The organism is Clostridium sp., from assembly GCF_032552055.1.
Taxonomy (GTDB): domain Bacteria; phylum Bacillota; class Clostridia; order Clostridiales; family Clostridiaceae; genus Clostridium.
The window spans coordinates 1-14,394 of the sequence record NZ_JAWGSV010000058.1; the positions used below are offsets into that span (position 1 = coordinate 1).

At 28.5% G+C, this 14,394-nt stretch carries 7 protein-coding genes; all 7 read left to right on the forward strand.

Annotated features, from left to right (window positions below; genetic code table 11):
- Positions 1-33 precede the first annotated feature (33 nt).
- The 7 genes from E6248_RS06075 (at position 34) to E6248_RS06105 (ending at position 14,119) form a co-directional block, all read left to right on the forward strand.
- Positions 34-1,107: a MupG family TIM beta-alpha barrel fold protein gene (locus E6248_RS06075; protein WP_316339921.1), complete on the forward strand. Its 1,074-nt coding sequence runs from the start codon at positions 34-36 to the stop codon at positions 1,105-1,107.
- 23 nt (positions 1,108-1,130) lie between these two features.
- A complete protein-coding gene (locus E6248_RS06080; protein ID WP_316339922.1) occupies positions 1,131-2,006 on the forward strand; it encodes a MurR/RpiR family transcriptional regulator in 876 nt (291 codons plus the stop codon).
- 318 nt (positions 2,007-2,324) lie between these two features.
- A complete protein-coding gene (locus tag E6248_RS06085) occupies positions 2,325-2,837 on the forward strand; it encodes a hypothetical protein (RefSeq protein WP_316339923.1) in 513 nt (170 codons plus the stop codon).
- Positions 2,838-2,907: 70 nt separating this feature from the next.
- Positions 2,908-3,411, forward strand: a complete 504-nt coding sequence (locus E6248_RS06090) for a YcxB family protein (RefSeq protein WP_316339924.1) — start codon at positions 2,908-2,910, stop codon at positions 3,409-3,411.
- 545 nt (positions 3,412-3,956) lie between these two features.
- A complete protein-coding gene (locus tag E6248_RS06095) occupies positions 3,957-12,719 on the forward strand; it encodes a GH36-type glycosyl hydrolase domain-containing protein (RefSeq protein ID WP_316339925.1) in 8,763 nt (2,920 codons plus the stop codon).
- 354 nt (positions 12,720-13,073) lie between these two features.
- Positions 13,074-13,526 carry a methylglyoxal synthase gene (locus tag E6248_RS06100; protein ID WP_316339926.1) on the forward strand — a complete coding sequence of 151 codons (453 nt, stop codon included), beginning with the start codon at positions 13,074-13,076 and terminating at the stop codon, positions 13,524-13,526.
- A gap of 14 nt (positions 13,527-13,540) precedes the next feature.
- Complete coding sequence (locus E6248_RS06105) at positions 13,541-14,119, forward strand: TetR/AcrR family transcriptional regulator (protein ID WP_316339927.1); 579 nt, start codon at positions 13,541-13,543, stop codon at positions 14,117-14,119.
- The last annotated feature ends 275 nt before the right edge of the window (positions 14,120-14,394 follow it).

Consider the following 14,394-nt stretch of genomic DNA (forward strand, 5'->3'; position numbering starts at 1 on the left):
CTTTAAAAATATATTGAGTGAAGGAGTTACAATATGGTTGGATTTTCTGTTTATTTTGGTTTAGATAATACGAAGGAAGAAAATATTCAATTATTAAAGGATGCACATAGATTAGGTTTTACTAGAATTTTTACTTCTTTACATATTCCTGAGGCAAATTATGATGTGCTTAAGGTAGAGGTTAGGGAGTTTTTCGATTTAGCTAAGAAGTATGATATGGATATTATAAGCGATATTTCTCCAAATACTTTTAAGTTTTTAGATTTAGAGAATATGGATTTAGAAGGTCTTCATAATATGGGAGTTAAGACAATTAGAATTGACTTTGGTTATACTGAAGAAGAAATTTCTATTATGAGTAAAAATACTTATGGTATTAAAATTCAATTAAATGCTTCTACTATTACAGAAGAGTTTTTTGAAAGATTAGATAGTTTCTCACCTAATTATGAAAATATAGATGCTCTTCATAACTTTTATCCTAGAATTGGTACAGCTATCTCTGAAGAGTGCATGATTGAGAAAAATACTTTATTAAAGAGTAGAGGAATTAAAGCTTGTGCTTTTGTACAATCTAATAACAGAAAAAGAAGTCCTCTTAAGGATGGTCTTCCAACTCTAGAAGATCACAGAGGAGTAGAAGTTAGAGAAGCTGCTAATCATTTATTTGCATTAGGAAATGAGTCTGTATTTATAGGGGATTCTCTTCCAAGCTTAAAGGAATTAGAAGATTTAGCTTCATTAGATCCTAATGTTATTGAGCTTAATATAGAAGTGAAGACTGAGGATAAAGTTATATTAAGATTATTAGGGGAAGTGTATTCTGCTAGAACAGATGAAGCTAGAGATGCAATAAGAGCAAGTGAAAGTAGATTAATCTTAAATGGAGATATAATTGAACCTTTCAATACTATAGATAAGAAAATTGGGGATATTACTATAGATAATAAGGATTATTTAAGATATATGGGAGAACTTCAAATACTAAAAGTTAATAATGCGGCTGATAGCAGAACAAATGTTGTAGCTTCTATTTTACAAAAGGATTTTTATTTATTAAAATATATTAAGGGTGGTAAGAAATTTCACTTTAATATTGCCAAATAAGATAAAGGATGGCGGGGGTATATATGAATGTTTTCCAGTATATTAAGCAAAATTTTGAGAGTTTTACTGAAAGTGAAAAGCTTATAGCAGAATACTTATTAAATAATAAGAAAAGCATTATAGGAATGTCAGCTAAAGACATAGGGGATGCTACTAATACTTCTGCTCCAACAGTAGTTAGATTTTCTAAGAAGATAGGATTTGAATCTTTAAATGAAATGAAGCTTCAGCTATCTGTAAATCTTCAAAATGATGATGATAGTGAGGATTTTGAATATCTTCATAGTAATTTATCTACAACTAATATAATAAGGGGAGTTAAAAGCTCTATAGATTCTATAATGAATCAAACCTTAGGAGTTTTAAAAGAAGAAGAATTAGAAAAAGCAATAGAAGCATTAAATGAAGCTAAGAATATTTATATATATAGCGTTGGTGTTTCTAGTTTAGTTGGTATGGATTTTTACTATAAGTTAAGCAGAATAAATAAAAGATGCATAGCCCATAATGATACTCACCTTCAATTAACATCATCAGCTCTTATGGAAAAGGGAGATGTAGCTGTAGCTATTTCCTATTCAGGAGAAACAAAGGAAGTTTTGAAGTGTGTTGAAAATGCAAGAATGGAAGGTGTTAAAGTTATATCCATAACTAAAGCTAGTATAGATAATACTTTAGCAAATTCATCAGATATAGTTTTAAGGGTTCCTTTTGTAGAAAAATCTTTAAGAGAAGGGGCAATGAGTTCTAGAATATCTCAGCTAGCTATAATAGATATGCTATTTTTAGGTATGGCTAGAACAAACTTAAAAGAAGTTGAAGATAAATTAAGGGTGACAAGAAGAGCAGTAGAAGATTTTAAAGTTAAAGATAAGAAATATGATTATATGAAGCTTTAATATTAACTAAGAATGAAAAATTAAGAATGAAGAATTGAGGAAAAAACTCTAAATGGAGTTTTTAGAGTTAAAGAGTTTTAATAGAGTTGTCTTTGGGGCAACTCTATTTTATTTAGTTTTAATAGTACTTCAATGCCTCATAAGATAACTTTTAAGCAATCTATATCTAAGCTTATTTTGCTTAATATTTCTTAAATTAAATAATAAAAAAATAACAGATACTAATGTTTGGAATAATTAGAGTATGTTATAATTTACTTATAATGGTAATTAATTCGAAAGGGTTTTTTATAATATAATGTATGAGGTGTGGGGGTTATGAAAAATAAAACTAGTATAAAAATATATAATTTGATTTTTCCAATATGGATAATTTGGCTATTTCCAATTACATGGATTGTTGTTTTACCAGCAAATTTCATAATAGACTCATTAGTTATTTTGATTACTTTAATGGTACTTAAGATTAATGATAAGAAAACAATATATAAGAAAGCTATTTTTAAGGCTTGGATATTTGGATTTTTATCAGATTTTATTGGTACAGTAATAATGATTATTCCAAGTTTGATTTTTTCTAAGTTACCTAAGAATATTAGTATGTGGATAGATAAAAATTTAATATCACCTTTAGCATACAATCCATTTAGCAGTATCTACTCTGCTCTTTGGGGAATATTAGCTGTACTTGTAGCTGGATATTTTATTTATTTGTTTAATTATAAGGTTACCTTAAAGAATATAGATATAGAAATAAGATCGAAGAAAATACTGGCTATATCTTTAGCGGTATTTACAGCACCATATTTATTCTTCATACCAATGATATAAACTAATTTATATAGATAAGTAAAAACTATAATTTAAAATAATTGGTATAGTATTGAGAGGAGAGGTGTTTATGTTTGAAAGAACTGGAGTAGTTAATGAAGATGCATTAGAAGAGTTTAAAAAATATACAATACCATCTATATTCAGGCGTATTATAATGGGATTAGTTATTGTTTGTATTATATTTGCTGTTATAAGCTTATTAGTAAGTAAGTTTTATGTATTTGTTTTTTTACTATTAAGTGCTATTTTGGCTGGTGAATATTTTTTAATGATAAATATTAGTAAAAAGAGATGTATAAAACAGATAGAAGAAACTATTGGAAAAAGGGAAGTTAAATATAATGTTTACTTTGATGAAGAGGGTGTTATAGTTAATAATTTAGGGACTAATGCTAAGGCTAATATGAAATATGGAGTATTTAAAAGAGTTGCTGAAACTAAGAACTTATATGTTATGTTTACAAAAGGCAATCAGTTTGTTTTAATATTTAAAGATTGTTTAAACAATAATCAGAAGGAAGAATTTAAAATTTTTATTAAAGAAAAATGTAGAAAAATAAAATTTGAATAGTATCTTATAGTAAGTTAAATAGTAGCTTTCCAATTAGAGTTAGGGCTACTTTTTTTATATTTAAAGAAATTTATCCCTTACGGCACTCCCCTTCAGCCACCGTTTTACTCATTAAAAATCATTGAAATTCAGCTTGCCTGAATTTCTTCCTTTAGTTGGCCGAATCCCCCAGTTTAAATTATCAAATTACTAGCAAAGATAAATGGAATATGAGTAATAAGCATATGGCGAGAAATTAGAAGTTCTTGGTGAAGTAAAAGCTACTAAGACTTAGAGTTGTTGGTTTGTCTGAGGGTATCCGAGTTCTACCAAAACTCTTGGCTTATTAGCTTTTACGAGCCTTAGAACTTATTTTTATAGCCATTTGTCTTATGGAGCATATTACATTTATCTTTGCAGTTTTATTCATAATTTAATATAAATGAGTAATTTTTCATATTTCTGCAAATAATAAATGTATCTAATGGGTAAAATACTTAAATATTTATTAGGTTAAATAGAAATAATATTGGATATAAATTATTTTGTAGAAAGGGGAATTATTTGTGAAGGATGAAGCAATAAGAAATGGTAGAAGAACTGTTCTAATAGAGTTAAATGAAGCCTTTAAGGGGATTCTGCATAATCATAAATATTTAAATAAATTAGTTAAGCATGGAGAAGAGGTTATACCTTCAGCAGAATGGCTCCTTGATAATATTTATCTTATAGAAAAAGAATATAAAATCATTAAAAATAATCTACCAGTTAATTATTTTAATAATTTGCCTAGCATTGATTTAGAGGGAATTAAATATCCTAGGATATATTTATTAGCTAAGGAATATATAGAAATCAATTCAAATGTAATTACCTTAGAAGAGGCTATTAAGTTTATAAATAATCAAGAAGAAGATTTTAATATAGGAGAGCTTTGGGCCTTCCCACTTATGATTAGGATTTCTCTAATTTTAAATCTTGCAAATATAGTTCATAAGATGGTGGTACTTCAAAAACAAAGGCTTGGAGCAAAAGACCTTGCTAATTTAGTTATAGATTATTATGAAAAAAATAAATTAGAAGAGCTTTTAAATAAGCTTCAAGAAAAGTATCCATTGAAGAATGAGCCTAAACTTGATAATAAATTTGACAATGAATATATTGAAAATAATACAGATTTAGATTATATGGGTGATGATAAAAGCCTTCATGATGGAATGTTTTCACCAGAGTTTATAGATAAGTTATTCAGTATATTAAGGGATAACTCTGTTGAAGATGAAAGGATTTATAAGTTTGCTTTAGATAGATTAAGAGGAAAAGAAAATAGTAATTTTGAAAAGGAAATAATAAAGGATCATATAAAAGAAGGTACTATTGCAACTTCTATAGGCGCCAATATTAATTCATTAAGGGTTATGGACTCAATAAATTGGAAGAAATTCTTTACTGAAACTTCTGAAGTAGAAAAGCTGTTAATGAAAGATCCATCAGGAGTTTATAATAATATGGACTTTGAAACAAAGGATTATTATAGACATAAGCTAGAGGAATTATCAAGAAAAACTAATATAGAAGAAATTGAAATAGCAAAGACTGCTTTAGAATTAAGTAGTTTATATATTGAAAATAATGATTTATATAAAAGGCATATAGGATATTACATAGTAGATTCAGGAATTTATGATGTACTAAAGAGATTTGGACTTTCAAAAAATAAAGAAATAAATAAAAATATAAAGAAGAATTTATCAGAAACATCATATGTGCTGGCAATATTACTAGGCACAGTATTAGTAGATTTATTAATTCTTCTTATTACATATTTAGTACCTCTTAACTTTAATAATATGCAATATATAATTGCCTTTGTTTTGATGTTAATACCATCTAGTGAAGTTGTTATATCACTATATAATTGGTTTATAGCAAAGGTAACAGAAGTAAGTTTTATACCTAAGATGGATTATTCAAAAGGAGTTCCTTATGAAGATAAGACTATTGTTGTTATACCAGCAATCTTATCTAATCCTAAAGATGGAATAACTTTATTAAAAAGGCTTGAAATATATTATTTAGCTAATAGAGATAAGAATATATTCTTTGCCTTACTTGGTGATTTATATGATAGTAAAAATGAAGAAGAAAATGATGATAAATTAATTAATGATGAAGCTTTAAATTTAGTAAAGGAGCTTAATTTAAAGTATGCTAGTGAAGATATTCCGAGATTTTATTTCCTTAATAGACAAAGACTTTATAATTCTAAAGATAAGATATTTATGGGCCATGAAAGAAAAAGAGGGAAACTAATGGAGTTTATGGCTTTAATTAAAGGTGATAAAAAAACTAGCTATAACATCATAAGTAACGATATTAATAATCTAAAAGATATAAAATACTTAATAACTTTAGATAGTGATACTTTATTGCCTATTGGTAGTGCTAAAAAATTAATTTCAGCTATGAGCCATGTTTTAAATAGACCTAAGGTTGAAGATGGCAGGGTAGTTAGAGGTTACAGCGTAATGCAGCCAAAGGTAAGTGTTAATTTAGAGGATAAGCATAAAACTTATTTTTCTAGAATATTTGCTGGTGATGCAGGGGTAGATGCTTACTCAACAGCTTCCTCAGATACATATCAAGATTTATTTTCTGAAGGAAGTTTCACTGGAAAAGGTATTATAGAAATTAATAGTTTTTATAATATTTTAAAAGATGAAATAAAGGAAAATAAGGTTTTATCCCATGACTTAATAGAGGGAGTACTAACTAGATGTGCACTACTTACAGATGTAGAAGTAGTAGATAGTTATCCTTCAAGCTATTTAGCTAGTGCTTTAAGATTACATAGATGGGTTAGAGGAGATTGGCAAATTGCAAGCTTTATATTTTCAGAGAAGTTATCTTTAATTTCAAAGTGGAAGATAATAGATAACTTAAGGAGAAGCCTACTTGCTCCAAGCTTACTTATAGGATTTATACTTACTTTAACAGTATTAAAAGGTGCTGTTCAAGTATCTATATTACTATTTTTAGCTTTAATAATACCATTAATGTTTACAGTTACAGACTTTGTTGTAACACCTAAGAAAAAGCTGATGGGAACCTTTAAGAACTTAAGGCAAATAGTTCTTATACTTAGCTTTATACCATATCAGGCGTATTTAATGATAGATGCAATAGTTAGAACAATTTATAGATTAACTATATCTAAGAAGAGATTACTTCAATGGAGAACAGCTGAAAATGTTGATTCTTCAGTAAAGGATAATTACATATGGTATTACAATAGAATGTGGATATCTGGGGGCTTTGGAGTCATTATCTTATTATTAAGTTTTACAAACTCATTAGCAGTAATAATTACTACTATTCCAATAGCGATATTATGGATTTTAGCACCTATTATTGCTTGTAAGATATCAAAGGAAGAAATAATTGAAAAGGAAACATTAGATATTGATGATGGAAAGTTCTTAAGTAAGATAAGCAGAAGGATTTGGGCTTACTATGAAGATTTTGTTAACGAAGAAAACAACTACTTAGCACCAGATAATTATCAAGAAAAGCCTTATAAGGGAGTTGCTCATAGAACATCTCCAACTAATATAGGTATGGGGATTATTAGTAACTTAACTGCTTATGATTTAGGCTATTTATCTATTGGAGAATTTATATATAGGCTTGAAGTTATTTTAGATGGAATGAAAGGTCTTGAAAAATATAAAGGACATTATTTAAATTGGTACAATACAAAAACAAAAGAAGCTCTATGGCCAAGATATGTATCCACAGTTGATAGTGGAAACTTACTAGGTTACCTGTGGATAATTAAGGAAGAACTGTTGACATTAAGCAAAAAACCTATAATTAGAGATAAAGATATCCATGGTTTAAGAGATACCTTCTTTATACTTAGGGAAGATTTCAATATGGATTTCTATGATAGTATTCCAGAAGAAATTAACTTAGTTGATTATAGAGAAATACTTAATAGAGAGTATGAAGGAACTAAAGAAAGGTTAGAAAAATTAGAAGAGAATAATGAAAGTGAAGAAAAGTATTGGCTTGAAAAATTAAAGTTAGAAGTAGAAAGAAAAATAGATTTCTATGACTTTATCTTTAGTGGAGTAGAAAAATTAGTCTTAGATAAATTAAATGAGGATAAGGATTTTACCTTAGAAGATTTAATAGATAGATTAGAGGAAATAAGCTTATCTTCAGGTGAAGAATTTAAAGAAGTATTAAATAAGAAGATTTCTAAACTTAAGGAATTTAATGAAAGAATAACTAGTTTACATTTAGAAATATCATCTATTATGGAGGATATGAAGTTTGATTTCTTATTTAGTAAAGAAAGAGGATTATTTGCTATTGGATATAATGTTGAGGAAGATTCACTAGGAAATTCTTATTATGACTTAATGGCTTCTGAAGCAAGAATATCCTCACTTTTAGCTATTGCAAGAGGGGAAGTTCCAAAGGAGCATTGGTATAACTTAAGTAGAAATATGACTAAGGCCTTTGGAGAAAAGACATTAGTTTCTTGGAGTGGAACTATGTTTGAATACTTTATGCCTTATCAAGTATTAAAATCTTTTGACAATACTATTTGGTCTTTGACTTATTCTTCAGTAGTTAAGGCTCAAAAAACTTATGGAGAAAAGAAAAATACTCCTTGGGGAATTTCAGAATCAGCTTACTATGTTTTTGATATAAATCAAAACTACCAATATAAAGCCTTTGGAGTACCAGGTGTTGGTCTAAAGAGAGGACTAGAAGATGAGCTAGTAATATCACCTTATTCCTCAATTATGACCATACCTTATGCAATAAAGGATTCTATAAGTAATTTAAAGAGAATTTATGATAATAAAGCTTATGGTAAATATGGTTTTATAGAAGCTATAGATTATAGTGATTTAGAACAAGGACCTAAGGAAGTAAGATGTTATATGGTTCACCATTTAGGAATGTCACTTTTAGCCTTAGATAATGTTCTAAATAATAATATACTTCAAGAAAGATTTCACAATATACCAGAAATAAAGGCAGTTGAAATCTTATTAAAAGAAAGAGTACCTGAAAATATTGTATTTGATAGAGATATAGATATTAAGAAAGTGACTAAAAAACCATTAGAAAAAGAGGAATTTATCCCAAGAGTTTTTGGAGATGAACAAACAGAAAATCCAGAAGTTTTGTTATTATCAAATGGAAGTTATTCAACTATGATTGCTAATAATGGTAGTGGATATTCTAAAAAAGATGATATGACAGTTTATAGATGGAAGGGAGATTCTACAGCAGATTCTAGTGGAATGTTCTTCTATATAAAGAATTTAAATAGTAATGATTTTTGGAGTGCAACCTTTGAACCTTGCAAGGATTATGGTGAAGAGGCAGCTATTGAATTTACCTTAGATAAAGCAATATTTGAACGAAAAGATGGAAATATTTCTACTAAATATGAGGTAAGTCTTGCTACTGAAGATAATGTGGAAATAAGAAAAATTACATTGAAAAACAATGGAGAAAAGCAAAGAACCTTAGAAATAACAAGTTACTTAGAAGTGACATTGCAATCTTTTGAGGGAGATGCAGTTCATCCAAGTTTCTCTAATCTTTTTATAAGTACAGAATATGATGAAGAGGCTAAAGCTTTAATTGGAAATAGAAGACCAAGGGCAGCAGGAGCAGTAACTCATTATATCTTCCATAGTATAGCTACTAATAGTGAATTAGATGGAGACTTAACTTATGAAACCTCAAGGCTTAACTTTATTGGTAGAAATCGAAATTTAAAAGATCCAGAAGTTATGGATAATGATGCTCCACTTCAAAATACAGTTGGAACAGTATTAGATCCAATTATGAGTATAAGAAGCAGGGTAACTATTCAGCCTTTAGAAGAAAAGACAATATACTATTTAACTGGTGTAGCTGAAAGTAAGGAAGAGATTTTAAATCTAACTTATAAATATAAGGAAGTATCAGTAATTGAAAAAACTGAAGATGCTTATAATTATTCTAATCAATTAGAGCTTAAACATATTGGAATAAGATCAGCTCAAGCAAATATTTATCAAAGCTTAGCTTCATATATTTTATATCTTTATAGTGGTAGAAGAAATAGGGAAGACTTTATTAAAAATATAAGTATGAACCAAGAAAATCTATGGTCTTATGGTATTTCAGGGGATTTACCTATTATACTTTTAGTTATTTATGGTGAAGAAGATATAGACTTATTAAGGCAAGTTATTAATATGCATTACTACTTTAGAATTAAGGGTATTAAGACTGACCTTATTATATACAATGAAGAAGAAGTGTCTTATGAAGAGCCATTACAAAAGGATATAATTTCAACAGTTAAAAATTCTTTAGAAAGAGAAAACATAAATAAGGCTGGTGGAATATTTATTCATAATAAGGCTACTATGGATGAAAATATTAGAAACTTTATCATTGGTATTTCAAAGATTTATATAAATTCTAAAGAAGGTACTTTATCTAAGCAGTTAGTTGAGGCTGTTAGTTATGATTATAGCAAGAATATTTATAAAGATGATTCCTATACAAATAGAATTAAGGTTAATATAAATGAATCTGACTATATTAGAAATAATGCTAAGCATAAGCATTATGGAAATAATTTAGATGAAGAAAATATAAGCTTAGATGGAAGTGCAAATGTTTCTGATGAGGATATGAATAATAGTATAATATTAGAAAATATTAAAAATCCTGAAAGTATAGAGGAGAAAGAGAAGCTTAGAAATATAGAAGATAAAGAAGGTCTTGTAAGTATTAGTAATGAGAAGATTGAAGAAAATCTTGAAAATACTAAGAAGAAGGAAATCAAAGAAAATATAGTAAATACAGAAGCTTTAGAAGAAAAAGAAGATAATTCTAATGAAAACTTAGATTTCTTCAATGGATATGGAGGCTTTGATAAAAATGATAAGAGTTATGTTATAAAATTAAAAGACTATGAAAATACACCTGCTCCATGGATTAATGTAATTTCAAATAAGGATTTTGGGTTCCATATTTCTGAAGTTGGCTCAAGCTACACTTGGTATGGAAACAGTAGAGAAAATAAGATTACCCCTTGGAGTAATGACTGGGTAAGTGATCCTACAGGGGAAGCCTTATATATTAGAGATAATAAGTCTGGAACATACTTTACAATTACTCCAATGCCTATAAGAGATGGTGGAGAATATACTATTAAGCATAGCTTTGGTTATTCTACATTTACTCATAGTGCTTACAATATTAAGGGGGAAATGCAGGTATTTTGTCCGAAAGATGAGAAGGTTAAGTTATGTAAGGTAAAGATTAAAAATCTTTCAGATATGGATAGAGATTTATCCTTATTCTACTATGCTCAATTAGTTCTTGGTGTATATAATTATAGCAGTGCAAAGTATATTACTACTTCAATAAAAGATAATTATATTTATGGAGAAAACCCTTATTCTAAGTACTTTGGAAAGCAAAAAGCTTACCTTTCTATTATTGATAATAAGGATACAAGTAATAATTCTCAAAGCTTTACTGGAGATAGAAAGAGCTTTGTTGGAGTTGGAAGTGATCTAGGTAAGCCTAAGGCATTATCAATGACTTCTTTAAACAATGTTTCAGGAAGTATTTATGATCCGTGTTTAGCTACTCAATTAAATATTAGCTTAAAGGCTAATGAGGAAAGAGAAATAGTTATTTTACTAGGGGAAGAAGAGGAAGAATCATTAATTAAGGAAAAGATTAATAATTATAGAAACTTAGACAATGTGTACTCTGCTATTGAAAATGTGAAGGATTATTGGTCAAATTTCCTAGGAAATATACAAGTTAAGACACCAGATGCCTCAATGGACTATCTATTAAATGGATGGCTTATGTATCAAACTCTTAGCTGTAGATATTTATCAAGAACTGCTTTCTATCAAAGTGGTGGAGCATATGGATTTAGAGATCAGCTTCAAGACTCTATGTCTATAGGTATTTTAGATTCATCTATAACTAGGGAGCAAATACTAAGAAGTGCCTCAAGGCAGTACTTAGAGGGAGATGTTCAACATTGGTGGCATCCAGTTATAAATTCAGGAATTAGAACTAGATTTTCTGATGACTTATTATGGCTTCCCTATGTTACAGCTGAGTATATTAATTCCACAGGGGACTATAGTATTTTAGAAGAGGAAGCACCTTATTTAGAGGATGAACCTTTAAGAGAAGGTGAAGATGAAAGATATACTATAGTAAATCAATCAAGTAAAAGTGGAAGTATTTATGAGCATTGCTTAAAAGCTATAGATATTGCCTTAAAGTTTGGTAGACACAACATACCTTTAATGGGTAGTGGTGACTGGAATGATGGTATGAGTACAGTTGGAAATAAAGGTGAAGGTGAAAGTATTTGGGTAGGTTGGTTCCTATATAAAATACTTGATAACTTTAAGGAAATCTGTAAGTTTAAAAATGATAATAGCAAAGAAGAAGATTATATAAAGATGCAAGAATTTATAAGAGAAAATCTTGAGAAAAATGCTTGGGATGGAGGATGGTATAGAAGAGCTTACTTCGATAATGGTACACCTCTAGGCTCAAGAGAAAATGATGAATGTAAGATAGATTCCTTAGCACAAAGCTGGTCCATAATTTCTAAGGCTGGAAAAGAAGAAAGAACCATTGAGGCTATGGAAGCTGTAGATAAATACTTAGTAGATAAAAACCATGGATTAATAAAACTTTTAGCACCACCTTTTGATAAATCATCCCTAGAACCAGGATATATCAAGGGTTATGTAGCTGGAGTTAGAGAAAATGGAGGCCAATATACCCATGCTGCAGTTTGGGTAATCCTTGCATTAACTAAACTAAACTTAGGTGATAAGGCTTGGAAGTATTATAATATGATAAATCCAATTAATCATTCAAATACTGAGCTTGAAGCAAGAAGATATAAAGTTGAGCCTTATGTAATGGCTGCAGATGTATATATTAAAGAACCTCATGGTGGAAGAGGTGGCTGGAGCTGGTATACTGGAGCTTCTGGATGGATGTATAAGGTTGGACTTGAAGACATATTAGGTCTTAAAAAGCTAGGGGATAAAGGTTACGAAATTAAACCTTGTGTACCTGATTCATGGAAAGAATACGAAATAAAAATAAATAATAAGGATGAAAATTATAACATAAAAATTAAAAGAGCAGAAGGTAATGAGGAAAAGGGAATATTGATTAATGGTAAAAGATCAGAAGATAATATAATACCTAGAAATAAAGGTAACTTAGAAGTAGTAGTAGTGATATAGCATTTATATTAGGAATTAGTTTTATAACTTAGCCTTAATATAGAAGTTAGAGTTAGAGATATTATTTAGCCTGCCATTGTAAATTAAAATTTACACATATATATGTTTCAATAAATAATTTATACTTTGAGGTTTTATAGCATTTTAAGTAAAAAGAATTTTAAAAGTAAAGTACATCAATTGAAAGCATAGATTATTTAATCGGTGTATAAGTTTATTAAGTCATTGTATTACTTAATCACTTACACTAGAAAAATAATTTTAGTAAATGTAGAATCTTTATTAAAACTTATATATAATTTTATTAGTTACTATTAGATAGATTATACAGTTTTAGTATAGAGGGGGATGTTTATGGCAGGTTATAAAATGGGCAAAAGTAAAAAAATTGCTCTTATTGCTCATGATAATAGAAAAAAGGCTTTAATTGCTTGGGTAGAAGAAAATAAGGAAATATTAAAAAATCATAAACTATGTGGAACTGGAACAACAGCTAAGTTAATAAGCGAAAAAACAGGATTACAGGTAGAAGGTTTTAAAAGTGGACCTATGGGTGGTGACCAACAAATTGGTGCAGCAATAGTTAATGGAGATATTGATTTAATGATATTCTTCTGGGATCCATTAACATCACAGCCTCATGATCCAGATGTAAAAGCCTTACTTAGAATAGCTGTTTTATATGATGTAGTAGTTGCAATGAGTAAATCAACAGCAGATTTCATATTAAACTCTGAAAAATTCAATGAAGAGTATGATAGAAATGTTATAGATTATTATGATAGAATACGTAAGGATAATTTCTAAGAAGGTGTGAGTAAATGAATAAAACTAAAAGGGCTATCTTTGAATCAGCCATACAAGTTTTTTCTAATTGTGGTTATTCAGGTGCTACTATGGATGAAGTAGTTGCAAGAGCTGGAGTTGCAAAGGGAAGTTTATATTATCATTTTAAAAGCAAGGAAGAGCTTTTTATATTTATTATAAAAGAAGGTATGAATCTTATTCATGAGGAAGTTGAAAAAGCAACTAGAGACATTAAGGATCCATATGAAATAATAAAAGAATCAGCAAAGGTACAACTTAAATATGTTTATGAAAATAAAGACTTATTTAAGGTTATAATTAGCCAAATTTGGGGAACTGGGGAAAGAAATAATATGCTAAGAGAAGAAACAAAGAGCCTGATAAATAAAAGCTCAAAGAAATTCAAAGCAGTTATGGATGCAGGATATATAGAAGATGAAGATCCAGTTTTACTAAGTTATGGTTTCTTAGGAGTTCTAGTTTCTTCAGCACTATTCGAACTTTTAAGTGATGAAGAATATGATAATGATGAAGTAGTAGAAAAGTTTATGAGATATTTTGAAAGTGGTATTAAGCTTAGAGAAAAAGTATAAAATTATTTTAAAGATATCTAAATGAATAATTAAGAAAGAAACTTAGTAGAGCTGAGTTTCTTTTTTTATATTACGAAACATACCTTTACACAGATTAAAGAAAAAGTTACAATGAATTTGTAATAAATTTACATAAATATTTTAAATTATTAATAGATTAAAGGAGTAAAAGGGTGGTAATATGGATAAAGTTCTAATTGGCGTTAGTATAATATTAACTATTTTCTTAGATAAGATAGCATATCTTTTAAATAATCATTATATCGATGCTACAT

Coding starts and splice junctions, on each gene's coding strand:
- E6248_RS06085 (WP_316339923.1), top strand. CDS start 2,325: ATGAAAAATAAAACTAGTATAAAAATATATAATTTGATTTTTCCAATA.
- E6248_RS06075 (WP_316339921.1), top strand. CDS start 34: ATGGTTGGATTTTCTGTTTATTTTGGTTTAGATAATACGAAGGAAGAA.
- E6248_RS06080 (WP_316339922.1), top strand. CDS start 1,131: ATGAATGTTTTCCAGTATATTAAGCAAAATTTTGAGAGTTTTACTGAA.
- E6248_RS06100 (WP_316339926.1), top strand. CDS start 13,074: ATGGCAGGTTATAAAATGGGCAAAAGTAAAAAAATTGCTCTTATTGCT.
- E6248_RS06105 (WP_316339927.1), top strand. CDS start 13,541: ATGAATAAAACTAAAAGGGCTATCTTTGAATCAGCCATACAAGTTTTT.
- E6248_RS06090 (WP_316339924.1), top strand. CDS start 2,908: ATGTTTGAAAGAACTGGAGTAGTTAATGAAGATGCATTAGAAGAGTTT.